Origin of the sequence: Paraglaciecola mesophila KMM 241 (assembly GCF_000315015.1) — a bacterium.
GTDB classification, from domain to species: Bacteria; Pseudomonadota; Gammaproteobacteria; order Enterobacterales; family Alteromonadaceae; genus Paraglaciecola; species Paraglaciecola mesophila.
The window spans coordinates 1-26,194 of the sequence record NZ_BAEP01000035.1 but is presented as its reverse complement, the minus strand read 5'-3'; the positions used below and the strand labels follow the sequence as shown (position 1 = coordinate 26,194).

The following is a 26,194-nucleotide window of genomic DNA, read 5'->3' as shown; positions in this document are numbered from 1 at the left end:
TCTGATTATTTTCGCGGGGTGAATATCGTGCAATCAGCGTTTCTCGCTACCCTAAACTGTTCATTAATTGCTAGCTATATCTTATAACGCTGCGCTTTATTTACTATCGCTGTGCATTGTTTACTATCGCTGTACATTGTTTATTAATACTCTGCAAAAGCTTTCAATGCTTGGCGAAATCGAGGCCGAATCGAAAGACCCTGAAATAATAAGGCCAATTTTTGTTGTTGATGCCCTCGGCGTGCTTGTTTATTAACGCTAGGGATTCTTTGCAAACCACGCGTTTACTCTTGCGTCATTAGGCACGTATTGCGCCGACACTTTGGCGTTTCTAAGCTCAAATGCGAAACATGTAGTGTTTTACTTTACCTCTGAACAGCGCTTCTCTCTCAATTCTCTTAATACAACCAAATCTCATTTCTTTACAAATCTCTAATTACTACGCGATTAACAATATTTAACCCTGAACATATTAGCTTAAAATGATATCCATGCTGCTTTTATCGGTTCTGATATAACCAAAATAGAAAAAAATGACAATTATCTCTAGTTTTAGTTCAATAAACAGTTGTCACAAACCGTATAACGATGTAAATTGATAATCGTTCTCATTTAGATTGTTATTAGGGTGTTGCTGTGATTGATTTGCTCGTAAATGGTGGAGTAGTGGTGTGGCTTTTGATCAGCTTGTCTGTGGTTGCGTTGACGGTTGGTGTATTTAAAGCTTGGCAGTTTTATAGCACGCGCCCAAGACCCGCTGATGCAATTGAACAAGCATTCGGCTTTTTACAACACGGTAAACACGCTCAAGCATTGTTATTGGTTAATGGTCAACGGAACTATCGTGCTGCTCTTATTAGTAGTACGGTGCAGTTAATCGATAAATCCTCATTGGCATTAGACGACATCAAAGATGAAATCTACCGTCAAGCGCAACTTGCCATCGCTCAGCTCAACAGTTACTTACGTGTACTAGAAGTGATTGCCACATTAGCCCCACTTATGGGACTGTTTGGTACGGTTATCGGCATGATAGAAGCGTTCAAAGCTATGGAGTCTGCCGGTGCTCAGGTGAATCCTGCAGTGCTTTCTGGGGGGATCTGGCAGGCACTCTTAACGACAGCGGTTGGTTTAGCGGTGGCTATTCCAGTCTCTATGCTTAATAGCTACTTTGAACGTAAAGCCGAAGTAGAGGCACAAGCAATTCAAAATGACCTACAACGTGTGTTCACTATTTACGCTAGTGCTAACAGCCTTGCAATGAGCAGCAATAACACGTCTAGCTCAAAGCAATCGTCCACTAAACCAAAACCCACAAGTCATCAAGGCGCAGAGTAGTTACTATGTCGAGCCTGCTATTGCCGCAACGACGTAAACAAAGTATCAGCCTGACTGCACTAATTGATGTGGTGTTTATTCTTCTGATGTTCTTCATGTTGACCTCGTCTTTCACCAAGTTCAGTGCTGTGGAAATGCAATCGAGCTTGGCGGCTAGTGTCTTGTCTGACAGCAAACCACAGCTATTACGTTTAAGCGTAGATGGTCAGTTATCTTATGCTCAAGTTGCACTTGGCGATAGCGCAGCGCTAACAGATGCAGCACTCTCAAGTGAGTTTGACGCGAGTATGCCAACCGTGTTGCAGCCAGCAGCTGAGACGCAAGTGCAAGTGATTGTTGATGCGCTTTCACGCATGAAGGTATTAGGTTTTACCCAAGTTACTTTGGGTAAGTTACGCCCTCAGGCTAACGCGATAGTGGGGCAAAAATGAGCCTATTCAATCAAGCGCAACGCCCAAGACGTAAAGCGAATAGCGACGATAACCTTATCCCGTTGATTAACATCGTTTTTCTGTTACTTATTTTCTTTATGATTGCAGGGAAGATTGAGCAAATTCAGGATGCGGGATTAACCCTGCCAGAGAATAGCCAAACCAAACCGGCTATTGCACAACCAATAACCCTACAGCTATCGAAAGACAATGAGATCCACCTCAATAATGAGGTTGTCAGCGTTGATGCATTGCCAGAAGCGTTGAGCACACTATTACAAGAGCACCCAGCCAATATTGCTGTGCGTGCCGACAAGCGAGTGACGTATCAAGATTTAGACAAAGTGTTAGTTATATTGCGCGCTGCAGGGTTTAGCACCATCAACTTATTCACCCTAACGACAGAGTCAAGTTGATGCGTGCTGCTAAACAACACAGTGAACAAAGGCTTGCAGCGAGTCAGATAGATGGCCATGCATCCCTCATTTCAACTAGTTTTCAACCCGTTAGTTACAAACGCCAATGGTTAATCGCGATTGCCGTTGCCGCCGCATTGCACGCCAGTGTATTCGCCGCTCTATCGATTTCGCCCCAAGAAGTGCAGGGCAGTGCTATGGGAGAAGGACAAGATGGTATTGAAGTCGGTTTAGGGATGCTCGGCGCGTATCAAGATCAAGAGCTTGTTGAGTCTGAGCAACAAGAAACAGTGAATGTCGTAGCCGAGCCTAAGTCAGAAACGGAGCCTGAACCGCAGCCTAAGGAAGACATACAAGCGCTACCTAAGCCCGAACCGAAAGTTGAGTCCGTTAGCGAGCCTGTAGTAGAAAAAGTTACACAACCAGAGACTGTCGTACAAACCATAGATGTGCCAGTTGTTGAACAGACATCTGCCGAGAGCGCGGTCAAAAAAATGGCTACAGCCGAAGAAGTAACGTCACAAGAAGCCCTCCCTGAAGAAACTGCGCCTAAAAAAGAAGTTACGAAGCCAGAGCCTGCGGCGCCAGCGCCAACAGATACCACTACAGCGAAAGAACAAGGTAAAACTTCCTATGACGCGCCAGCCCCGGCTGCTCAAAAAGCCACGAATCGTGGTACCGGCAGTGCTAGCTCAACACGCTCCGGCGGTCGCGCCGGTAATGCCAACGACTTCTACGCACAGTTGCAGGCGCATTTACGTCAATACAAAACCTATCCCAGAGAATTAAAAAAGCAAAAAATTGAAGGCGTGGTGCAGTTGCAATTCACCATCGATCACGATGGTTATGTATTGGCTTCTAGCATTAAAGAAAGCTCAGGCTCAGCTGAACTGGATAAGGCTGCACTTGATATGTTGCAAAAGGCCAATCCCTTGCCACTTGTACCCGATTCAATTAAACGAGAAAGGATCACGTTAGTGATCCCCATCGAATATTCATTAATCACCAACTCAGCATTTAAGGATTAGTTACCAATGAGTAGAACAAAAACGTGTCAAATAGCGCCATTGAGTCTTCGCTCACCCAAGGTTAACACTAATAAAACCTTGTTAGCATTAAGCGTACCCGGCATGTTATTGAGCCCATTTGCTATGGCTCAAGAAGACGAACCCATTGTATTGGACACCATGCAAATTGAAGAGCGCACCGTTGATACCAACCCTTACGCACAAGCGGGTGCACCATATAAAGCTCAGGTTTCAGGCGACTCACGCCATGTAAAAGAATTGGCCGATACACCGCAAACGATCAGCGTACTGACACAAACTCAAATTCAAGAATCTGGTAGAACCGACTTAAAAGACATTCTAGCCGCACAGCCTGGTATTACCTTGGGTACAGGCGAAAACGGAAATGCGTTCGGTGACCGTTACATTATCCGTGGCCACGAAGCACGCAGTGACGTGTTTGTTGATGGTTTACGTGACCCTGGTATGACAACACGTGAAAGCTTTGCAACTGAGCAAGTTGAAATCACTAAAGGCCCAAGCTCTACCTTTGCTGGGCGTGGTTCAACAGGTGGTGCGGTTAACAGCATTACTAAGCAAGCGAGCACAGAATATGACTTCTCTAAGCTTGAAGCTGGTTTAGGAACTGACGATTACCGCCGTATTGCGCTTGATAGCAACAAACGCATCAATGATGACCTAGCAGTGCGCGCCAATATCTTGCACTCGTACAAAGAAATTCCCGACCGTGGTCCTGCTGATCAAGAGCGTAATGGTCTTGCTTTGTCAGTGGATTACAAAGCAACAGAAAAATTAAAACTTACCGCTGATTACTACTACTTAAAAGCAGAAGATACCCCTGACTTGGGTACTTATATTGTGGCAGGCGGTGGTAAGCCAGTCGCAGATTTACCTGTGTACACTCAAGACGGCCAAGACTTTCTAGAATCTGAAATCAATACCTTCACCTTGCGTGCTCAATATGAAATTGACAGCAACACTCGCGTTGAGAACCTAATGCGTTACGGCACCACTGATAACGGTTATGTCACCACCGGCGCACGCGGCACCAACCGCGATGCTACAGACCTAGATGCGCCAGGTGCTGAAACAATCGGTTTGAGTACGCACCAAGGCTGGCAAGAAGTGGATTACTTCGCTGACCAGCTAAATGTGTATTTGACCCGTGAGTTAGGCGGCTTGAAACACAACTTTGTGGTCAGTGCTGAATACAGCGCCCTTGACGTTGATAACGGCGTTTACAATGTCACCAATACGGGTGATACCAACTGTATAACAGCTGGTCGTCGTGGTGCATCAGCTGGTTTCTGTATTATCGATGCTAGCGGTAACTACATTGATAACATCAACAGTGTTATGGGCCGTAGCATTGAAAAAGGTGCTCAGGACTCTGATTACTCAATCGATACTGTGTCTGTTTCATTGATGGACACCATTGACATTAACGATTTTTGGTCCGTTTTTGCTGGTGTACGTGCCGATAGCTTCGACTACGACAACGTCGTAACCAGTGGCGGCGTTGATACAGCTTATGATTACTCTGACACGCTGTGGAACGGTCACGTTGGCCTGGTGTATAACATCAACGAAGACGCAAACGTTTACCTTACCTACAGCACATCAAGCAACATTAACGGTGGCGAGTCTGACTTGGGCGGTAACTGTGGCTACGGCGGTATCTGTGGTGATCCTCAACAAGTAACAGACAGTAAGCCAGAAGACACCGAAAACTTCGAATTAGGTACAAAATGGAACGTTTATAACGACAAGTTGCTACTAACCGCAGCTATCTTCCAAATCACAAAAGATGACGTAATGGAAAGTATCGGTGAAGATGACTACGCCAGTATCGGTACGCTAAACACGGGTAAAAACCGCGTTAAAGGTGCTGAATTCTCTGTAGTAGGTAACATCACCGAAGACTTAAGCACCCAGTTTGGTGTGACGTTTATGGATGCCGAAGTGCTTGAGTCGTTCGACACCGATAGTGTAGGCCGTACCTTAAGTAATTTTGCTGATAACAGTGCGTTTTGGCAGTTACGTTATCAAGCAAGCGATGCATTCTCATTTGGTGGCACCATGACGTACTCAAGTGAAATGTACGCAGGGCAACCTGATTCAGGTGCTGGCTTTAACACTGAAATCAATGATTATTCGTACAAGGTCCCTAGCTACACGTCATTTGATGTTTTCGCGACTTATGCCTTCAGCGAGCAGCTTAACTTGCGCTTAAACGTTGCTAACGTCACGGATAAAGATTACTACTTAGCGGCTTACCGTAGTGGTGCATTTACCTATATTGGTGCAGCACGCAACGCCAAGCTAACGCTAACTTACGAGTTTTAATTTTAGCTAAAAACGTTTTATTACAATTTGTGTAATTTAATCAAGGGAGTAGGTTGGTTTTCAACGTGCTCCCTTTTTTGTTTTGGGTTAAGATTTAACCATGAGAAAAAATCATTACGTGTTACCTAAACTAAGCCAAATCCCACCAGATGTGATTGCTATAAGTGATTATGAACGCTTAGCGAAAGACTATATGCCTCACGGTATTTATGAGTATATTGCTGGCGGCGCAGGGGACGATATTACCCTTAATCGCAATCGCACTGCTTTTGATGCTATAGGCATGAATAAGCGCGTGCTGCGTAAATTTACCAAAGGCACCACGGAAGTTGTTTTGGGCGAAGACCGATTTAGTTGGCCAATGTTGATTGCCCCTTTAGCGTATCAAAGCTTGTTGCACCCAGCAGGTGAGCTTGCCACAGTGGAAGCGGCTAACGCGGTCAATATGGGGATGCTAACCAGCACCTTGTCTACTTATCCGCTTGAACAGATTGGCACAGCGCAACACACCGGTAAATGGTTCCAGCTTTATATGCAGCCCGACCCAGAGCATACGCTTGATTTAATCAGGCGCGCCGAAAAAGCAGGTTACACCGCCATAGTAGTCACCGTGGATGCTCCTGTAAGCGGACTTCGTAATCGCCAGCAAAGAGCAGGCTTTTTGTTACCCCCCAGTGTGGTAGCAGCGAATTTAGTGAACTACCCCACATCAAAGACACAGTCGTTATCACCCGGACAAAGTGTGTTACTCAACGGTCTGATGGCTGATGCACCCGATTGGGATGACATTCAATGGCTGCGTAAAAACACAAACCTACCTGTGTGGATAAAAGGCATTAGCCACCATCAGGATGCCATTCTTGCTGTTGAAAGTGGTTGCGCGGGTATTGTGGTGTCGAACCACGGCGGGCGCACGTTAGACGGCCTTGCCCCGAGTATCGACTTGTTACCGCCAGTACGAAGCGCAGTAGGAGAAGCATTTCCCATACTGTTAGACAGCGGCATTCGCCGAGGTACTGATATTTTCAAAGCCATAGCCCTAGGCGCGAACGGTGTATTGATTGGTCGGCCTGTTCTAAATGGCCTAGCAGTTGCAGGAGCATTGGGTGTTGCCCATAGTTTGACCTTACTTCAGCAAGAGTTAGAGCTTGCAATGGCGTTAACCGGATGCGAGACCATCAGCGATATTACCCTAGATTGCATTTATTGACGTTAAGCGTTGGGTTACGCAGTCTTTGCTGAGAGGAGCTAGCGAAGAATACAAATACGCAATAAAATGCCTAGAAGCAAAGCAAGAAAACCCAAAGCAAATAAACGAAAGAGAGGCCCATGTTAACCGTTATTGAAGACTTACTGTCCAAAAAAGAAGTTACCCAATTCACTCAAGCACTAGATAAAGGCCAGTGGCTAGATGGTAAACATACCGCGGGTAGTCAGGCTTCAAAAGTAAAATATAATCAACAACTTGATGACGGCAGTGCATTGGCTATCGAACTTCGAAATACGGTAATTCGTAAATTGTCGGGCAATGCGCTATTTATGTCATCTGCGCTACCGAACAAGATTTACCCGCCAAAATTTAATCGCTATCAAGGCGGCGAACATTACGGGTTACACGTAGATGCGTCGGTTATGCCCATTCCGAACAGTCATCAAATGCTGCGCACAGATTTGTCCGCCACGTTGTTTTTATCAGAGCCAAAAACATATGATGGCGGCGAACTCAGTATCGAAACCCAGTTTGGCTTACAGCAAATTAAGCTCAATGCAGGTAGCGTCATTTTGTATCCTGCAAATAGCCTTCATCAGGTTAACCCAGTGACAAAAGGACACAGGACAGCATCGTTCTTTTGGATTGAAAGTCTAGTGCGCAGTAACGACCAGCGCAGTATGTTGTTTGATTTGGACCAATCTATTCAAGCGCTTACGGTTGAGCTGGGCAATAACGATGCTGAAGTAAAACGCTTAACTGGGGTGTACCATAACCTGATGCGAAGTTGGGCGAGCTGTTAACCGTTATTGAATAACGCTATGGCTATTGAGATTACTTACCCAGCGACTAAAACTTGCCAAAAAGGCACTTAAAGAAAAGTACTGACAAGTGAGTAGCGCGTAAATTACGGTCAAAATTATACCATATTAAGTTATAAATGAGCCCGTTAACGTCAGCCCGCCACTAACGAGCCATAAAGTGCGGAATAACCTATTCGTTGAACAAGGTTCATATGTTATGGCGTTTAGGGCTAGTGCTTTATCAAGCCCCTATCCTGTAGCAGGGATAAGATACACCTTTCACCCAAGTTTGCGATTGAATTGACGAGCCGTCCGATCGCCATTCACGTCAGGCTCGACAATCTTCACCTCTCTATCACCAATAAATTATTTCGCTTGGACACTTGTTTTTACAGTTTTTTGTCTATCAAATTCAACTCTATAATCTACGTATTTAGACGTCATTATCCAAATTCATTTAACCAATCTCCGAAAACTATTTTTACGAATACTATACTGTGTGAGATGTGATTTATGGAGTGCTAGTTATAAATGAAAAATAGGCATCGTCAATTGCAAACACTGATTGCTACTGTCATGGCAATGTTCATCTTACTTAGTGTGAACATTGATGCTGCACCTGAACGGCCAATGCCGGTTACGCTCAAATATAATTTGGCAGGTACTGGCTCTTGGGTACCCTATGGTTTTTTTGGCGACGTCGACAAACCAGGAATATTTGCTGAAGTGATTGCAGCAATATTGGATCGAGCGGGCTATTCTTTTGAGTTTTACTACTACCCACCAAAACGCGCCGATAAAGCATTTGATGAGGGACTGCTGGATGTGGATTTTATGAGCTCAGCCTGGTTCAAAGACGGTGATATAGGTGATCCGTACGTTGCCAGCAGTACAATTTTTAATTTGACCGAATACATAGTGACGCTTCCAGAGAATGCGCATGGTTATGTAACCCCAAGCTCTATACATGGCCAACGTGTTGGTACTGTTGCCGGGTATGACTATCACGACGACGACAAATTTATTAGAGTGGATTTTTTTTCAGAGGCAAGGTTAATCAAAGGATTGCAAATGCTTCGATTTCGGAGTGTTATTTTAGAGGGCGTTACCGCAAAGCATTGGTCCTCACATTACGATGTTCCCATTGCACTTGCCAGTGTACACTCCGAAGGTGAAGTGTTCTTAAGGTTACGCAAAGAGTTTAGTGACTTGCTGCCCTCATTGAATGAAGCTATAGCTGCGCTAAAAAATGAAGGGGAAATTGACCGTATATTTCAAAAATATGCAGTAAAGTAGTATTACCAGTTAATGACGTTCAATATAAAATGACCGCCAACATAAGCGTTACTACTGGTGCGTTCAGCCATTTAGCTTTTAGCGGGACTTGTCAACGCTGGAACCGCTTGATTTGCGATATTTTTTCTTAAAAAAACGAAGCTGCCAATCCCAATGTAATGCCCCCATTCTTATAAATATTGTGGTGAACAAAGAACCGAAAATGCACCAAATATAGGGCGTTCCAAGAGAGAATAATGCTGCGTACACTAACCCGCCCGATACACATGCAGAGGCGTACAGTTCGCCCCGCATAACTGAGGGGACCTCCCTACAAATTACGTCACGAATAAGCCCACCAAAAATACCTGTGGTGGTGCCCATAGTAATCGCGATGAGCATGCCCGTACCGCCAATCAAGGATTTCTCAATGCCGACTATATTGAAAATAGCCATCCCCAAGGCATCTAGAAGCAAGAAGTAATAATTTGAAACATGGGGCAGGTAGCGGATAAACGCTACAGATATGAAGATTGCAGCATAAGTAGAATACAAATAATCTGGGTCGGCAACCCAAAATACTGGCTCATTCAGCAGTAAGTCGCGCAAAGAACCACCGCCAAGAGCGGTGACACTCGCCACCACCACCACACCAAAGCCACCTACTTTTTTTTCGTAACCGAGTAGCGTGCCTGATACAGCGAAAAAAGCGACACCAATTAGGTTTAGGACGTGAAAGTAGTCATCGGTCATATTCAGTACCTGAGTTTATCGGGATTTATAGACCCGGTGTATGCGCCTTGGTTTATTCTCTTTAGCCATCGGCCACTAGTCATTAGCTTGCTTCGCTGCGTAACTTCATTATGAGCTGATCATGAATTTCGCTTTTCGGCACGATACTTAATTCCCCGTCAGCCTCAAAAACTACCGCCATTACTCGGCTTGAATCACCGAAACCAGCTTTTCGAACACCTGCTTCTACTTCAGTACGGGTGAGGCGCGCATCTTTCATAGCATGCTCTATATACTCACCGTCGAAAAATACCAATTGTGGAGAAGTTTTGACTACTTTATCGAAAGTCGAAAAATGGGCGCTGGTCCAAGTGAGTAGATATTGCAAAAAAAAGAGTAGGCTAACCGCGACTAAAACTTCAGTAATTACCACGTCTTTCAATAAAATAGCAGAACCTAAGATGGAGCCCGCCGCTACGGTGATTATCCAGTCAAAGTTGTTCATTTTAGCAAATGAGCGTTTACCAACTAAATGCGTTGCTATATTAAAAAAGGATAAATAATCAACGTGGTGGTGATAATGCGCGTTATTTCACTCCAAGATTCAAAAAACATATTTCTCTCCATTTCAGGTGCTGAACGATTGGCTGTGATAGACGTAATCAACGTCCTCGAGAGCGGATATACGCGCTTCAATGACTCTACATGAATCAACTATTATGCCAATGTCAAATTATCTGCAATGGTAGTACAAAATGGATAACTAACCCGTGCGAGAAGGGGAGTTCGACGCTGTAGTGACACAACACTCTATTATCAACCCTTGCGAAAAGTGTCTCGAAGGAAAATTTTTTCGTACTCTGTATGTAGCATTTTCACGCAGAGATAGGGCTATTGTATACCTAAAGTGTTTCAATATTTTCAATCGGTGACATTTTGCCCTCGAGCAATAACGCAAGTTTTGTTACCAAGCTTATTAACGACATAGATACTAAACATGTGATTGATTCCTCGTTACATTAATTTCTAGAGAAGGGAATCTACTCTACTAACAATATACGGATAGGCCGATTAATTAGCTTAATAAACCAAGACAGCGAGTAAAAATGAATTTACTTGATTTTCTATACCTAGAATTTATCTAATCCGTTATTAACCACTGGTAAAATCACACTATATACGCTGCGTAACAGGTTAACAGCGAGATATACGAGCGTTTTTGTGGTAGCATAGTTATGCATTCAAAGCGCTATGGCATTCAAGGTTACCGTACTGAGCAACAAGCAGATGGTACGAGATTATGAATAAGCCTAAACAAATTGATGAGCTTACATACGAACAATATTTATTGTCGGCATGGGCAGATATAAGCAGCGTATGGTAGTCCTTATAATTGAGGGCTCAACGCCTTGAAAGTGCATGTCAGGTTAGTAAGCACATCAGTTTGTGCATATATAATAATGAAAATGGAGGTACGTAAATGGAACCTGATATCGATGTGGCTAATAGTAAAAAGCAAGAAGTGAATCAAGTATTACGCTCGTCACTGTTAAAGGTGGGGATAGAGCCCGATTCTACTGAAGAGATTATCAATACTACCCTTAATCCTGCAATTTCAGTTAGAGCCCCGAAAAAACCGATTTCAAACGATGGAACAGACTCGAACGACGGCACTAGCCAAAAAACGGCGGATGCGTTTAAACCTGGCAATATAAAGCTTAGTATCAGCACGTTGATTGAGCATATTGAGAGAAGCCAGCCAAGTGGATTCCAGCACAAACAAGAGCCATGGTTAGGGATTTACGCCTTTATTGAATTATTACGTCTGATTAGTGATCTGCAAGAGGTTACCATCAGTGAAAACGACGCCATGGTCATTTGGTGCATGTGGTTCGTCAGAGCCCGCAGGACCAATACGATCAGCGGTAAAGATTTGCTGACTAAAATTAACTCACATTTGATCCGTTACGAGCGCAGCGCATTAATGGAAGGTGAGTTAGAAACTAGCTTAAAAAATCTGCAAGAAATCAGCGCTATTCGCAAATCGAAAAATGCGGCAGACAGCTGGTACTTAGTAGGCTGGGTGAAAAGAACCTACTAAAAAAGTCGTCCCCGCTTAGCAACGCTGCCTTTTAGTGCCAAATTTGGTGATTAAATGGCAGCGTCGATATTACTTGTTTTAATTCCGTGACTTATTTAGCCTTTACGTTTGTGTTGTTTACTTGCAATTTACACAAAGAGTAAACACTGCTGTGCCTCCCGCACTGTATTTTCAAGTTTGTTATCCTTATCATTTTTCTTTTTCAGTCAACTCATTAAGAAGTAGGTTTCCTTGCGTTCGAATTCTTTGCCGCCAAGTGCGGAAAATCCACCAAATTATGCAACACCATCCCCATCAGCGAGAGTCCATAACGCCGGTAAAGGGCACTTTATTGCTCTAAGTTGGTTTGGGCGAATTTTTTCACCCTTACAAGCTGACCTAAGATTCGATGAGTACGGAATGTATTTTCCAGAAGGAGCCAGACTACCAAAAGCGCTAAAAACAATTGTGAGCGCTGGACACACAAGCCCAAATGCAAACCAACCGGCTTCGTTTTTATCTTGGCGACATTTTGATGTCCCTCCCATATTTGAATGGCGCTGGCTCGGGGCAACCATGATATTTCAGATAAACGCTCTGGATCATGAACTGCATTTTTTAGGTTACCGCGGCAGCAAAACTCAGGCGGATAACATTCAGATTAAGTGGGCTAATTATCACCAAAGTCGGTTACTGCAATTGGTGCATAATGTAGAAAACGCGATACAGGCAAGGTATCTCAAGCATTCACATGTCATCGCGATTCAGCAGCGGGTAGCGCTAGAATATCCACGTTGGCATACGTGGACGCAAAGCGCTCCACTGGGTAAGACTGTAAAAGAAGCTGTTATAAAGTTAGAGGCAATGCATCGCTGGGATCACTCGGATATTGCTGCATTGCGGGAAGGCTACATTCAAAAGCAACTTCATATATATGCAGATTTTTTTCAACGAGTCGAGTCAAACCCTTTAACAGATAAGCAACGGCGTGCCTGCATTATCGATGATGACAATAACCTACTACTTGCTGGGGCGGGCACTGGAAAAACCAGTGTAATGATCGGCCGAGCAGGATACTTGCTAACCAGTGGTCAAGCGCGCCCAGAGGATATTCTACTACTGGCTTATGGTCAAAAAGCCGCCGCCGAGATGGATGAGCGCATTAAACACAAACTAGCTATACAAAGCATTAAAACCAGTACCTTTCACAGCTTGGGGCTATCCATTATTACCCATGTCGAAGGGAAAAACCCGACCTTATCACCGTGGGTAAATGACGAGCAAGAGAAAACCAAATGGGTATTGGCAAGCTTAAAAAATCAGCTGCAAACTGAATCCTATCAAAAACAAGTGGTTGCATACTTGAGCAACTATTACCATCAACCAAAGAGTCCGTTCGATTTTGACGCTTTAGCTGATTATTCCCGTTACTTGAATGAAAACAACGTGCGTACATTAAAAGGGGAGAGGGTGAGTTGTTTCGTGCACCTGCATATTGCTAATTGGCTGTATAAACATGGCATTGAATACCGCTACCAAGCTAAGTACGTATTTGATATCAAAAATAAGCATCTTCGCGAGAATAGAGCAGATTTTTATTTACCACAAGATGACGTGTATATCGAGTGCTTCCTACTAGACAAAGAGGGAAATACACCGTGCTATACCGATAAAAATCGTTATCAAGAAATGATAAAGAATAAACGCGAAATGCACCGCCAGCACGGTTCACGGTACATTGAACTTTTTTATCATCAATATGCGAAGGGAAAATTTAATAGTGCACTAAAACGTGCAGCCAGCAAATTACAGATAAATATCGCTCCCTTGTCTAACGAATCACTTTTGCATAGTTTGCAAAAAACTCATTATTTGAGTGAACTGGCAGCCTTATTTTGTCAGCTAATCGGGTTATACAAGTCTACTATACCGGGTAAGTTTAGCGTAAAAACCGTAATGGCTAATGTCGCCTCAAAGGATGCAGGCATTGATACTCAGCAAGTTAGAACTGCTTTTACTTTGCTAAGACCCATATACCAGGACTATCAGAAACATTTGATTCAACACGATTATATTGATTTTGAAGACATGATCAGCAAAGCGATAATGTACGTAGAGAATGGTAAATTCACCGCTCCATGGCGATACATAATGGTGGATGAGTTTCAAGATATTTCAGAGCCCCGAGCTCGGTTAGTGCGAGCACTTAGAGACTGTGCGCTTACCGTTGGCGCGCTAGACGAAAAATGCGCAACCCTGACTTCTAGCGGTGTGAAGACACGGCGCAAAAAAGGTCAATCGGCGTCTTTATTTTGTGTCGGCGATGATTGGCAAGCCATCTATCGGTTTAGTGGATCAGATGTCACCCTGACCACGCAGTTTAACCAGTACTTCGGCCAAAGCAGTGAAAATGTGTTAGACCAGACGTTTCGTTTCAATAATAGAATTGGCGATGTTGCCACCCAATTTGTCAGTCAGAATCCTGCGCAGATACCCAAGAATATTTGCTCTCTTGCTAAAGTAGCTGATCCTAGAGTATCGCTTTTATACAGTGATAATAAAACGTCAAGTAGTGAAGTGTTATTGCACCAAGCGCTTGCTGCTTTAGCGGATAAAGCGGATAAGAAGTATGAGCAAGTGAACAAGAGCGGGAAGACTGAAAAAAATAGACTGACTGAGAGTGACGGGATTAAAAATACATCGCGCGAGCGCTCAAAGCCTACAGTCTACATTTTAGCCCGATTTTGGTTTCAATTGCCTGATAGGGAAGGTCTGGAAGTGCTTAATAAGCAATACAGTAATCTGCATATAATGTGCTTATCGTTTCATGCAGCGAAAGGAAAAGAAGCTGATTTTACTATTATTACAGGCATGACCAGAGGCAAGCATGGTTTTCCGTCAGATAAAGTCACTTCACCTGTGGTCGAGGCACTTTTACCTAAACACGAAACCTTTGAGCACGCAGAAGAAAGGCGCCTATTTTATGTGGCGCTTACTCGCGCAAAACATCGAGTTTATGTGCTCGCTGAAATGACCGAGGCGAGCCCTTTTGTAACTGAAATTATAAATGGTACGTACGATGTTGAGCTTATATCATGTGACGAAACCTAGGCGCACTTAACGACTGATAAATAGGTTTTGCAACTTGCACAGGTGCCATTAGCAACATACTTATCGTTAATAGGTAAAATCTGACATTCGGTTCCCAGAAGTTGCTATTATCTCGCCCTTCGTTTTAATCAATCTTAAAAATACAGGGGTTAGTGTGGCAACAATCGAGCGTAAAGAAATTAAACAACGTATGAGTCGAGTGGTTATTCACCAGGGAACCGTTTACCTATGCGGCCAAGTGGCAGCTGAAGCCAACAAAGGTATTGAAGAGCAAACTCAAACCATGTTGGATAAAGTGGATGCGCTTTTGTTGAGTGCTGATTCTGATCGTGAACACATGTTGTCAGCGACTATTTATATTAAAGATATGGCACATTTTGATGCGATGAATGCCGTGTGGGACGCTTGGGTACCAGAAGGTTATGCACCCGCAAGAGCCTGCGTTCAAGCCGCCATGGCACGACCTGAATTATTAGTAGAAATATCAGTGGTTGCAGCTCAGAAATAGACCTTCAACGTTTTAGCTGAATTTGAGGGGGAATCTGAGCCTGTATATGCGAATGCATTTTTCTTTCTGCGTTATTGCTTTTCTGTGATCGCGTTACGTTCTCATTTTATAAGGCTGGGGCAGGATCTTACCAGACAGCCTTAATGATCCCTTTTAGCCTTTATAAGTTAAGAGGCTTTTTGTCATTAAATTACCTGCAAATGATGAAACTGCCGTATTATGGTGTTAATTTGTTGTTAAATAACAACAGATGAATTAATTAACATGCAAAACCTGTCATTTATAAACGAACCTTGGTACTTATTAACGGTAGCACTTGGTGCAGTGTTAGCGTTGTTATTTCTAATTGTACGTGCTCGTTTGCATGCTTTTATCGCTCTGTCGCTGGTGAGTCTTGTGACCGCATTGGTCGCTGGAATTAGCGTTATGGAAGTGGTGCCTACCTTGATGAGCAGTTTCGGGGGGACGCTGGCATCTGTGGCATTACTGGTCGGCTTAGGCGCTATGATAGGCAAGTTGCTCGAAGTTTCGGGCGGTGCCCAAGTATTGGCTGACAACTTAGTCAATCGTTTTGGGCGAGACAAAGCGCCTTTAGCACTAGGTGTAGCTTCGTTATGCTTTGGTTTTCCGATCTTTTTTGATGCTGGGTTAATAGTGATGATGCCCATTATCTTTAGCGTAGCCCGCCGATTTAATGGCTCAGTATTGACCTATGCCTTACCGGCAGCTGGCGCATTTGCGGTGATGCACGCATTCGTACCACCGCACCCAGGGCCTGTTGCGGCAGCAGAGTTTTTGGGCGCGAATATTAGTTTACTGTTAATGGTGGGGTTAGTGATTGCTATTCCTACTTGGTACCTAGGCGCCTATCTGTACGGTCAATATGCGGGTAAACGCTTTAATATTCCTTTGCATTCGCTATTCAGTCAAGACGATCAATCTACAGGGAATTTAAAAAGTGGGGAATTGCCCACTTTTTCTAGCGTGATACTGATTTTACTTCTGCCTGTGTGCTTAATTTTTATGGATACTGGCCTCAATACAATGATTGCAGCGGATGTTATCCAAGGTAACAGCGGAATAGTGCATACCTTGCGCTTATTGGGCAAAACACCGGTAGCGCTACTTATTACATTATTAGTCAGTATTGCTCTTTTTAGCCGTCGCTATGGCATGGGTAAAATTGAACAGTGGTGCGGTGACTCTTTAGCGCCAATTTGCGGTGTGATTTTGGTCACAGGGGCAGGCGGCATGTTTGGTGGTGTGCTCAGAGCCAGTGGAATTGGCGATGCATTAGCAGGCTTGTTGGCTGATACTGGCATGCCAATTATCCTAGCGGGGTTTATTATATCAGCCAGCTTACGCGTAGCTCAGGGCTCTGCGACGGTTGCTCTGACCACAACAGCTGCATTGTTAACGCCCATGGTCGCCGTTACTACAGGGTTATCCGCAGTAGATTTGTGCTGCTTGGTTATCGCTATAGCAGGCGGGGCAACGGTGTTATCGCACTTTAACGACTCTGGCTTTTGGCTGGTCAGTCGACTGTTAAATATGGATGAAAAAACTACTTTAAAAACATGGACAGTAATGGAAACCTTACTTGGCAGTTTGGCATTCATGTTTGCTTGGTGTGTTAGCCAAATATTTTAAACTGGCATGCTTGGGGCTGCTTATCTTTGGTGGTGCGAACCTTATCAGCATTTACGCTAAGATCATTGCTTAACGTTCGACAATCTCTTCACTCTAAGCGTTTCACTCTTCGAGGTGCTCGTGATGCGCAAGCTGAACACGTTTATCAGGATTCTGATTTAAAATTTGAGAACTTTTGTACGCTCATTTTTAACTTCTATTAGCTTATACGTGACAATGGTAGGGATACTCTTGACTGTTAAATGGCTTCTAACCGCATCCGAATACTTAGATGTATTGACGTTTTATTTTTCAATTCTGCTCCTGAATTCGCTTAAGCTAATACTTTTTTTCACACTCACGTAAAACGCAATCTGCTCTAAAACCCTAGGATAGCCGAAAATATCCCCCTTGGCGTTAGCTGAAACACTTTAACCTGCGCTTTGTTATCTCTTGACAGAGCTTAACCTAGAAAGTACATTAAATTTACATGTGGTACACATGTACCGCAGTGTGGTTTGGTGACGTCTAAGCATTAAAAACCTTGAACTTAGCCAGTCGTGTGTACATAAAAATTCATCATCTAGCTGAGTAAAACGAATGGCGATCACTGAAACAAGCAACCAAAGCATTACATCTTTAAAGGGTGTTCACCTCTATCACTTTGGTATGTCTAGTTGTTCTCAGCGCGTACGATTTGCCCTAGAAGAAAAAGGTGTAGGGTGGGAGAGCCATCCTGTTAACCTGCATTTGATGGAAAATGCCACTGCTGATTATCAACAGATTCATCCTAAAGGTTACGTGCCTGCTTTTGTGCACAACGGAAAATTAATACTCGAATCAGTCGATATTATTGCTTACATAGATAAGGCGTTCGATGGGCCAGAACTGCATCCGTCTAGTGAAACGCAAAAACGTGAGATGCAAAAGTGGATAGATCTATCCAATAATAATCAATGGTGCCTCAAACATCTCACTTATGAATTGATATTCAAAAAATTTGGCCATTACTCTGACCCCAAAGAAGTCGATTACTACTTAACTCATCAAAAAAATCCAGAGTTAATACAGTTTGTGAAAGATTTTGTGGCGGGCTTTTCGAGTGAGCGGGTCGAAAGCAATATTCAACAAGCTCACAATTACATGAGGGAATTAAACACTCAGCTTTTAACAACCGATTACCTTGTGGGGTTTAAATTCTCTTTGGCTGATATTGCCGCTATCGTCAATGTCCACCGCTATAAATTGTGTGGATTAGTTATCGAGCATTACTCAGGATTAATTAATTGGTATAACGCTGTCGCTGCCCGACAGGCCTTCAAGCGCGCAGTTGTGGCATGGGAGCCTCACTAGGGATTGAGCACCTGTTTTTAGTGTACGCATAATGTATCCATTAGATTAAGGGAAAAAATGAGAGATCTAACGCAAGAGACGATAACTGACTATATTGCAGCATCCTTTGAGACATCGAATAAAAATAGACAAACTCAACTGATGACGGGATTGGTAAAGTGTCTTCACGGCTTTATTCGAGATGTCGATTTATCCCACGGTGAGTGGGCCAAGTTATTAAACTTTTTTTACCAAGTGGGAGAAAAAACCACAGGAGCTCGTGACGAGTTTACGTTGTTGTCTGACGTGATGGGCATCACTAGCTTAGTTGATTTGCTTGCAGCGAGTAAAAACCCAGAAGTGACTTCAGCAAGCCCTTTGGGGCCATTCTACCTTGAAAATGCACCTGTTATTCCCCAAGGTGGCATGCTGTGCCGGGACGATGAACCCGGCACTCCATTGGTCTTTAAAGGTGTGGTGACTGATGAAAACGACTGTGTTATGAGCAATGCTCTGCTCGATATTTGGCACAACGCTGATTCAGGTTTGTATTCCAATGAAGATGAAACACAAGACGACATGAACAACCGAGGGCGAATTTATACCGATGAACAAGGTAAGTTTGTAGTAAAGACCATTCGTCCGCAGCCGTATTCAGTGCCTATGGATGGCCCGGTTGGTGATTTACTGAAGGCATTTCAGCGAAGTCCATGGCGCAGTGCTCATTTGCATGTAGTAGTGTCAGCTGCCGGATGCGAATCGGTGATTACTGAACTGTTCTTTTCAGATTGTGAATATATCGCTATCGACGCGGTGGGAGGGGTTAGAGCCGATCTTACTCACGAGCCTAGTTGCTATAACACAGAACGAGGCGAAACGTTGTTCGTCGAGCACCATTTTCGCTTGCGCTCGTTAGCTAAGGAGCCACAAAACGATGAAAATTCTTCAGTATAAAGAGAACGAACAGATTAAGCTGGCGGTGAAACGCCGTGATGGCGTGATCCCTTTAGCACTTTTAGATGCAGGCTTCCCTGGAGACATGAAAACGTTGATTGAAAAGGGGATGGCGGTTCTCAACGAACTTAGTAAGAAAATGTCAGCCTATAATGGTCCTACTATCCCATTAGATAGCATTGAATTCGCATTGCCTGTGAATAACCCTGAAAGATTTCTTTGCTTGGGGCTAAATTATGTAGATCATGCAAAAGAGGGCAACAATTCTCTACCTGAACATCCTGCTATCTTTATGCGCACACCCACGAGTTTAGCTGCCCATAATCAGTCATTGCTACTGCCCAAAGTAAACAATAAATTGGATTATGAAGCTGAATTACTTGTGGTCATTGGTAAGCAAGCTAAGTACCTCACCGTTGATAACGCTTTAGATGCCGTATGGGGTTATTCACTATTTAACGATGGCTCAGTGCGGCCTTATCAGCGCTGGAGTACGCAATGGACAATGGGCAAAAACTTTGATCAAACTGGTGGTTTTGGTCCATGGATAGTCACTCCAGATGAGTTGCCGCTAGGTGCAAAAGGGCTGAACATTGAAATGCGCCTTAATGATCAGGTTATGCAACAGGCAAATACCGATGACATGGTCTTTGATGTAGTAAACACACTTGTACAAATTAGCGAGTGCATGACGTTGCAGCCTGGTGATTGTATCGCTATGGGAACGCCTTCAGGGGTGGGGTATCCAAGAAATCCCCCCGTGTTCTTGCAACCCGGAGATATTGCTGAAGTAGAGGTTCAAGGTGTGGGGATTTTGAGAAACGGTATTGTACTAGAGGAATAAACTCATTAAGAGCGCAGTAAAGTTGCGCCCTTAATGAGACGGTACAAGAAAAGCTTAGTTCCGTGGATTAGATAACGACGCTTAAGCATGGTTTAGTTGCACATGATTTAAATGACAAACCAAACATTACCCCTGTGATTACTGAAACGTTTAGAATTTTTCAACTTCTGCAAGCATCTGACTGAAGTCAGCCAGTTCCACCTCTAAATATTCACCACCGTCACGCCACTCGATACCAATAACAACATTGTCTTCGGCTAAATCTTCAACCCAAAATTCTAGCCAATCTGATACTGAAATGGCTTTAGGGACATAGTCTTCCCATTCATCCACACAATGCTCTTTGGCGAGCTGTGCATTTGACCACAGCGGCATCACGTCTGTGTCTTCAAAATTAATCGAATCTAATATTACCCAGCCGTCACTGGTTTTATCTTGCAACGCCCATAACGCTTGGGTGTTTTTAATTTGGGCCATAAAATCGGCTGAATCAATGTGGGTATCTGTCATGGTGAGCTCTAGTAGGCTGATTTGTGGCGCCATGATACGGCCTTAATTAGCGACTCACAATATAAGATTACCGATAACGGTCAGATGACTAGAGCACTATGTAGATTGAAAAGTGAAGCAGCAAATTATTTGAATTGAATCGGTATTTCACCGGCGTTGCTCAATGCACCACAGAACTATCAAGCTCAACATCTGCGTGTTGCCAGGCCTTCAAAAATCGTATGTTAACTTTGCTGGCCTCAGTTGATAGCCCTTGGGCCACAAGTGATTGATGCAAGCCATATAAGGACCAACCGTTTTCTGGAAATACCTGTAAGTCGGCTTGGTAAACGTCTTGGGCTTTTTTAAATTCACCGGCCGCAAGTAATATGGCACCAAGTGACTGTCGTACAGGGGCGTGCCAATCGGATGGTTCATTGTAGTTAAGGGAGTCTTCAAGCGCGGCGGCTTTGGTTAACGCGTCAATAGCAGCTGAGTAATTCTTAGCCTTGGCTTCTATTTCGCCTTCAAGCACTAGTGCAGCAATATTAATGACACTGTATGCATCATTTATCTGCCAGACAGTGATCTCAGCGAGCTTTTTGTTCTTCGCTTGTTGCTTTAATTGTTGCAGATGGGTTCTGCCTTTTAAGAGCTGCCCGTTGGAGCTATACGCGCTGCCTTGGGCGTAATGCCACACCGCTAGCGGGTATAAAAGTTCAGCTGCGGGTTTCGCTGTGCTCATAATTTTCTCCCATTTACCGAAACGCACATAAGCATACCAAGGCGTTACCCAATAGTGCTGAAGTGTTCCAAGTCCTTCTTGAGTCATTAGTTGCGTGTCTATATGTGCTGCCATGTGCTCAGCCGCCTTGATCGCCTTTTCACTATTGCCTTGCATACTAGCCATTGCCCATAGAAAATGCCGATTATGTGGTACGTAAGCTAATGGATATACGCCTTGTTGGCGGCATTGTGTAATGTAATTATTATCTACTAAAATCGCCTGCTCGTTGCTCACTACACCTTGTTGATAACGACCAGTACGAATATAAATATGTGAAGGCATATGCACTAGGTGACCCGCACCTGGAACTGCATTTTCAAGTACTTTGGCACTGGCGAGTCCTCGCTTAGGTTGTTTTGAAGCCTCTACCGCGTGAATGTAATAATGATTTAGCCCTGCATGAGATGGGCTGGTCTTTAGTCCATTTTCTAACACTCTTAATATTTCGTGAGTCCACTCTTTTGGCCGGCCATCGCTGTTCCAATAATCCCAGCTATGAATAACCATTAGAGCTTCAGCTAATAAAGTGCGAAAGTTGGCATCATTAGGATATTCCATTACTAATGCTCGCATAGCATCCGCATAGTCTAAATCGAGCCTATTCCGATCAAATAGAGACTCGTCTTGAGAATATCTTTGTTTGAGCGCATGAATAAGCGCAGCTTCTTTAGGAGAAGCGTACGCAATTAACTCAAACGCTTTTGTTATTGCTTCATAAGCTGGCTGCACGGCACTTGGCTCCATCGCCCCATTTATATTTGGGCCTAAGACTAATGCTTGGCCCCAATAAGCCAGAGCGGCGTTTGGATCTAGCGCGACGACTTGTTTAAACGAACGCCGCGCTTCTAAATGGTTAAATCCGTATGTGAGGGCTATGGCTTGATTAAAAAAAACGCGTGCACGTTTATTGCCAGTAGATGGGTATAAACCGTGCTCCCCCATACCTGATAGTAGCGGTGCAACTTGCCCAGCAAAGATATTATTCTCAATATTCAGTGCATGCTCAGAAGGCTCACTGTTGCTGTAATCAGAGGCCCCAGTATTTTGAGTAGAAGTATTATGACGTGTTAAAGGGCCAACGGATGTGTTCGATGAGCAGCCGACTAAAACAAAGGTAAAAATGAGTGCGAAGGTCAGAGATTTAATACTCTGGGTGGGTTCGAATATAATGCCTGCGAAGTGATTGCGCACCGAGCCCTTTAAGCCATATTTAACGTGTGAGGGAAAAGCTTCACGTAGGATGAAAGTTTGTTTGACAGCTTTCATGTTTATGTCCTTACATATTCATATTAAATCGCTATGACTCCACGCAAGGTTAGGGTGAGCATTACTAAGCCCAAGTTTTTCATGAGTCAAATCTTTTATAACCATAGAGCAAGCGAGTTCCTGAACCTAAATTATAGTGCCATTATTTATACTGTCATGGCCGTCGCTTCAAATTTTATTCATCTTCATTTTATACAAATAGACTTATTAAAAGGTGGGGTATATTCTACTTATTCCTATAAGTGCAATTTATAGTAATTTAAGTTACTTTTTGTTATAAGTTTGTTAGTGCCATGTAGCACTAAACTGACATTAAATTTGGATAGAGATACATGGATTCCGTTTTACTGATAATTTTTATTTCGTTAGCCATTGCAACCGTGTTGAACATAGTGCTGAAGAAACTTTCGGTGTCGCATATTATCGGTTACATAATAACTGGGACCATTATCAGCAATATTTTTCATTTCGGTGATAGCGAAAAGTTGCACTCTCTGGATCTAATTGGTGAGTTCGGTATCGTCTTCCTGATGTTCACCATAGGGTTAGAACTTTCATTTAATAAACTTAAAAAAATGAAGGAGCTGGTTTTTATTAATGGTTTTGTGCAAGTTGTCGGTAGTGCATTACTCATTTTTGCCATCGCTCACTATCTATTTTCACAAACAGTCACGGCGTCGGTGATTATCGCTTTAGCATTTAGTTTGTCATCGACAGCCATTGTTTTAAGTTATCTCAAGAAATCTAAAGACGTCGTTACGCCTTATGGTGAAAAGTCGGTTGCGATCCTGATTTTTCAAGACTTAGCTGTGATCCCCATTCTGCTATTGATTAGCTTTTTAGCTAACAGCGAACTGTCAGTGGGTGACGTCCTGTTAAATACTTTACTGTCTGCCACGCTGGTGATTGTGTTCATGTTTACTCTGGGCAAGAAAATTATTGAATGGCTGCTGCATTTTTCCACAAACGCTAAATTGGAAGAGCTATTTTTGGGGTCGGTGTTGACCATTGTTATCGGTGCCTCATTGCTTGCACATGAAATGGGATTTACCTACTCACTTGGTGCGTTCATCGCAGGTATGATCATCGCGGAAACCAATTTTCATGTAAAAGTAGAGTCAGACATTGCTTCATATAAGGATATTTTGCTGGGCGCGTTTTTCTTCTCCATAGGCACAAAGATAGACATCGTCTATTTTTATCAAGAGTTTTTCATGGTTTTGGGAGTTTTAGCGTTAGCCATGTTGATAAAAGCGTTATTTATTTTTGCGCTGCTACGCCGAAAATCAAATAAAAGTGATGCCGTTAAAACCGCCATTGCTTTGTGCCAGATAGGCGAGTTTTCGTTTGCGATATTTTCATTGGCATTGTCGGAAAATATAGTTTCCAACGAGTTAGGTAGCTTCCTTATTCTCGTCACAGTGTTGTCCATGATTGTCACGCCTTTTATGGTCAACAATATATATAAGTTAGCAGCACTGTTTGTGGTTGAATTCTTTGAATCAGATAAAATAACCCCTATCAATGAGCATCAGCACACAGTTATTTGTGGCTTCGCCATCGTTGGACGCATTGTAGCAAAGGAGCTTAGTGCGAAGAGCATACGTTTTGTCATTATTTCTGATAATTTACAGCATGTACTACTTGCTCGTGAACGGGGCTACATGGCTTACTTTGGTCACTTGGATAAACGGCCCGTTCTGGAGTCATTGAAAGTAGAAGAATCTGCGAGTGTCATTTTAACAGTAACAAATTTAGTGAAAAAGAAAATCATTTGCCAAGCTGTTTTAGACTTTTATCCTCAAGCTAAAGTAATCGTGAAAATTAATAGTGTTGAAGAAAGGAAAGCTTTGCAGGGGATGGGGATCAGCGCCTTTGTGCATGCTGAACATGAGACTGCACGATTACTGGTTAAAAAAAGTATCGCCAATACTATTGAGGCGGAAGACACACTGGCTACTGATTGAATGAATTTGCATAAGAAGGAATGTCAATTGGACTTTTTGTTGGTTGAATTATAAGCAATTTGCATAAGCCCAGCGATACGCATCTATATATGTTCTAGTGGTTTAGGGGATTTTTCTTTACTTAGGTGTCGTAAAATAGTTACCATCAACAGTCGAATTAATTAACCGCTTTTTTAGGCAACCTAATCATGGATTTACATAGTAGTGAACTGCCGGTCATTTTGAGAAACCTCCGAAAAGAGGCGGGTTATACGCAGGGGGACTTAGCGCTTCGTTTGGGGCTAAGCCGTGAAACTGTTTCAGCGATTGAGAACAACAAACCCGAGTCTTTGCGTACGTTGCAAATTGAGGTTGTGAAGAAATGGTGGTCGGTATGCCGCAGTAAGGCCAAAGAAGAAACTCGTAATAATTTCGTCAATCAAATCGTAGGCTACTTTAAATTTATTACCGATAGATTCTAACCCCCTGTGTTTGTAGGCTCTTCCCGTCTTCCAAAAATATTTGGTTCCGTTCTTTTTGTATGTGCCGGATTTCTCACTTACGGTGATGGTTTACTGTTCGAAAAAATATATTTAGCCTTATTAGGGTTTGTCGCTGTGTTATTTATTCGCGACATTAACCTTGTTAGCATTATTATTATCTCTGCAGCCGCTAACCTGTCTTCTGAATTATTATATCCTCTTGTTATCAGCGAACAATTTCAGGTTTCTCTAAAATTGGCAACGTATCTAGTGACCTGTTGGACCTTGTATAAGGTCAGTGAGGATAGTCTTCGATGGCCAACAGTAGTTGTGGTGGCACTATGTCTAGGGGCTGAGGCTTACTGGTATTTTACCTCGCAAGAGGCAGCAATGATATTTTGGTACGTTTTGTTGCTAACAATAAACTTGTTGGTTAGGCATTTTCTTTTTGCTCGTGTGTTTATTATGGCGAAGTACTTTCCGAAACGATATAGCTCTTTAAATCTAGACCACACCCTGTACCAATTGGTTTTCTTTTACATACTTTTACACCAATTCATACTCGTAGAATACGTTTTACGTCGTGTCTTTGACCTGCCAAGTACCTTTGTTTATTACGCTGCACCCTATATATTCCATGGGTTAACCACTTATTCTGCACTTTTAGTTTTAATTCAAGGTTACATACTGATTTCAAAAAATTGGTTTAAAGCCTAATACCAACGCCATTAAATAATTAGCCACTCAGCGAAAATTTAATGGAATAAGTACAAACTCTTTTCTTCTCAACATACTACTTATATGTTCATATTTTAACCTTATATGTGACATTGCCGATATAGATCCTTGATAATCGTTTTAGTGGAAATTTCTCCGCTGATAATATTAATAGGATCTATGTCATGAAAAAATCTACTCTTGCTGCCACTGTTGTTTTATCTATTTTTGCCTCTAGCTCAACATTCGCGATTGGTACGGGTGGGAAAATGGTTCCTCCAAGCTTGATAGGTACAGGTGGAAAAATGGTGCCACCTGCGCAAATCGGTACAGGCGGTAAGATGGTACCTCCCAGCTTTACTATTGCAGGTTTATTAAATAGCGCGTCTGCCCTAATAGGCACTGGTGGTAAAATGGTGCCACCTGCGCAAATTGGCACTGGTGGTAAAATGGTACCTCCTAGCTTTACG

At 43.1% G+C, this 26,194-nt stretch carries 23 protein-coding genes; 19 read left to right on the top strand and 4 right to left on the bottom strand.

Going from position 1 to position 26,194, the window contains the following annotated elements; all coding sequences use genetic code 11:
• Positions 1–636: 636 nt before the first annotated feature.
• The 8 genes from GMES_RS08520 to GMES_RS08485 all read left to right on the top strand — a co-directional run bounded on the left by GMES_RS08520 (position 637) and on the right by GMES_RS08485 (position 8,868).
• Positions 637–1,338: a MotA/TolQ/ExbB proton channel family protein gene (locus GMES_RS08520; protein WP_006992237.1), complete on the top strand. Its 702-nt coding sequence runs from the start codon at positions 637–639 to the stop codon at positions 1,336–1,338.
• Positions 1,339–1,343: 5 nt separating this feature from the next.
• Positions 1,344–1,769, top strand: a complete 426-nt coding sequence (locus GMES_RS08515) for an ExbD/TolR family protein (RefSeq protein WP_006992236.1) — start codon at positions 1,344–1,346, stop codon at positions 1,767–1,769.
• Complete coding sequence (locus tag GMES_RS08510) at positions 1,766–2,185, top strand: ExbD/TolR family protein (RefSeq protein WP_006992235.1); 420 nt, start codon at positions 1,766–1,768, stop codon at positions 2,183–2,185. The genes GMES_RS08515 and GMES_RS08510 overlap by 4 nt, the downstream gene beginning before the upstream one ends.
• The gene (locus GMES_RS08505; protein ID WP_006992234.1) at positions 2,185–3,213 is read left to right on the top strand and encodes an energy transducer TonB; all 1,029 of its coding nucleotides are present in this window, start codon (positions 2,185–2,187) and stop codon (positions 3,211–3,213) included. The genes GMES_RS08510 and GMES_RS08505 overlap by 1 nt, the downstream gene beginning before the upstream one ends.
• A 6-nt stretch (positions 3,214–3,219) precedes the next feature.
• Complete coding sequence (locus GMES_RS08500) at positions 3,220–5,559, top strand: TonB-dependent receptor (protein ID WP_006992233.1); 2,340 nt, start codon at positions 3,220–3,222, stop codon at positions 5,557–5,559.
• 100 nt (positions 5,560–5,659) lie between these two features.
• Positions 5,660–6,769, top strand: a complete 1,110-nt coding sequence (locus tag GMES_RS08495) for an alpha-hydroxy acid oxidase (RefSeq protein WP_006992232.1) — start codon at positions 5,660–5,662, stop codon at positions 6,767–6,769.
• Between the two features lie 119 nt (positions 6,770–6,888).
• The gene (locus GMES_RS08490; RefSeq protein WP_006992231.1) at positions 6,889–7,572 is read left to right on the top strand and encodes a Fe2+-dependent dioxygenase; all 684 of its coding nucleotides are present in this window, start codon (positions 6,889–6,891) and stop codon (positions 7,570–7,572) included.
• Positions 7,573–8,103: 531 nt separating this feature from the next.
• Entirely contained in the window at positions 8,104–8,868 is a 765-nt protein-coding gene (locus tag GMES_RS08485) for a substrate-binding periplasmic protein (RefSeq protein ID WP_006992230.1), read from the top strand.
• A gap of 78 nt (positions 8,869–8,946) precedes the next feature.
• Here the strand turns inward: GMES_RS08485 and GMES_RS08480 are convergent, their stop codons facing one another.
• Complete coding sequence (locus GMES_RS08480) at positions 8,947–9,600, bottom strand: trimeric intracellular cation channel family protein (protein WP_006992229.1); 654 nt, start codon at positions 9,598–9,600, stop codon at positions 8,947–8,949.
• Positions 9,601–9,682: 82 nt separating this feature from the next.
• Positions 9,683–10,084 (bottom strand): DUF421 domain-containing protein, encoded by a 402-nt coding sequence (locus tag GMES_RS08475; protein ID WP_006992228.1) that lies wholly within the window; start codon positions 10,082–10,084, stop codon positions 9,683–9,685.
• Between the two features lie 975 nt (positions 10,085–11,059).
• On the opposite strand from GMES_RS08475, the gene GMES_RS08470 reads away from it, so the two are divergent.
• The 7 genes from GMES_RS08470 (at position 11,060) to GMES_RS08440 (ending at position 20,037) form a co-directional block, all read left to right on the top strand.
• Positions 11,060–11,680 carry a hypothetical protein gene (locus tag GMES_RS08470; RefSeq protein WP_006992226.1) on the top strand — a complete coding sequence of 207 codons (621 nt, stop codon included), beginning with the start codon at positions 11,060–11,062 and terminating at the stop codon, positions 11,678–11,680.
• A gap of 231 nt (positions 11,681–11,911) precedes the next feature.
• The gene (locus tag GMES_RS08465; RefSeq protein ID WP_153811063.1) at positions 11,912–14,770 is read left to right on the top strand and encodes a UvrD-helicase domain-containing protein; all 2,859 of its coding nucleotides are present in this window, start codon (positions 11,912–11,914) and stop codon (positions 14,768–14,770) included.
• Between the two features lie 154 nt (positions 14,771–14,924).
• Complete coding sequence (locus GMES_RS08460; RefSeq protein ID WP_006992224.1) at positions 14,925–15,278, top strand: RidA family protein; 354 nt, start codon at positions 14,925–14,927, stop codon at positions 15,276–15,278.
• 264 nt (positions 15,279–15,542) lie between these two features.
• The gene (locus GMES_RS08455) at positions 15,543–16,928 is read left to right on the top strand and encodes a GntP family permease (RefSeq protein WP_006992223.1); all 1,386 of its coding nucleotides are present in this window, start codon (positions 15,543–15,545) and stop codon (positions 16,926–16,928) included.
• A 579-nt stretch (positions 16,929–17,507) separates the two neighbouring features.
• Positions 17,508–18,260 carry a glutathione S-transferase family protein gene (locus GMES_RS08450; RefSeq protein WP_006992221.1) on the top strand — a complete coding sequence of 251 codons (753 nt, stop codon included), beginning with the start codon at positions 17,508–17,510 and terminating at the stop codon, positions 18,258–18,260.
• A 57-nt stretch (positions 18,261–18,317) separates the two neighbouring features.
• Positions 18,318–19,193 (top strand): dioxygenase family protein, encoded by an 876-nt coding sequence (locus GMES_RS08445; RefSeq protein WP_006992220.1) that lies wholly within the window; start codon positions 18,318–18,320, stop codon positions 19,191–19,193.
• Complete coding sequence (locus tag GMES_RS08440; protein WP_006992219.1) at positions 19,174–20,037, top strand: fumarylacetoacetate hydrolase family protein; 864 nt, start codon at positions 19,174–19,176, stop codon at positions 20,035–20,037. Before GMES_RS08445 ends, GMES_RS08440 begins: the two co-directional genes overlap by 20 nt.
• 150 nt (positions 20,038–20,187) lie before the next feature.
• Here GMES_RS08440 and GMES_RS08435 read toward each other — a convergent pair whose 3' ends face one another.
• Entirely contained in the window at positions 20,188–20,580 is a 393-nt protein-coding gene (locus tag GMES_RS08435) for a DUF2750 domain-containing protein (RefSeq protein ID WP_006992218.1), read from the bottom strand.
• A 127-nt stretch (positions 20,581–20,707) separates the two neighbouring features.
• Positions 20,708–22,579 (bottom strand): hypothetical protein, encoded by a 1,872-nt coding sequence (locus GMES_RS08430; RefSeq protein ID WP_006992217.1) that lies wholly within the window; start codon positions 22,577–22,579, stop codon positions 20,708–20,710.
• Between the two features lie 332 nt (positions 22,580–22,911).
• On the opposite strand from GMES_RS08430, the gene GMES_RS08425 reads away from it, so the two are divergent.
• The 4 genes from GMES_RS08425 to GMES_RS08410 all read left to right on the top strand — a co-directional run.
• Positions 22,912–24,546, top strand: a complete 1,635-nt coding sequence (locus GMES_RS08425) for a cation:proton antiporter domain-containing protein (protein WP_006992216.1) — start codon at positions 22,912–22,914, stop codon at positions 24,544–24,546.
• Positions 24,547–24,734: 188 nt separating this feature from the next.
• Positions 24,735–25,007, top strand: a complete 273-nt coding sequence (locus GMES_RS08420) for a type II toxin-antitoxin system RelB family anti-toxin (RefSeq protein ID WP_006992215.1) — start codon at positions 24,735–24,737, stop codon at positions 25,005–25,007.
• Positions 25,008–25,013: 6 nt separating this feature from the next.
• Positions 25,014–25,724 carry a hypothetical protein gene (locus GMES_RS08415; RefSeq protein ID WP_006992214.1) on the top strand — a complete coding sequence of 237 codons (711 nt, stop codon included), beginning with the start codon at positions 25,014–25,016 and terminating at the stop codon, positions 25,722–25,724.
• Between the two features lie 185 nt (positions 25,725–25,909).
• The coding region (locus GMES_RS08410) for a hypothetical protein (protein WP_153811062.1) at positions 25,910–26,194 on the top strand (285 nt) is incomplete at its 3' end.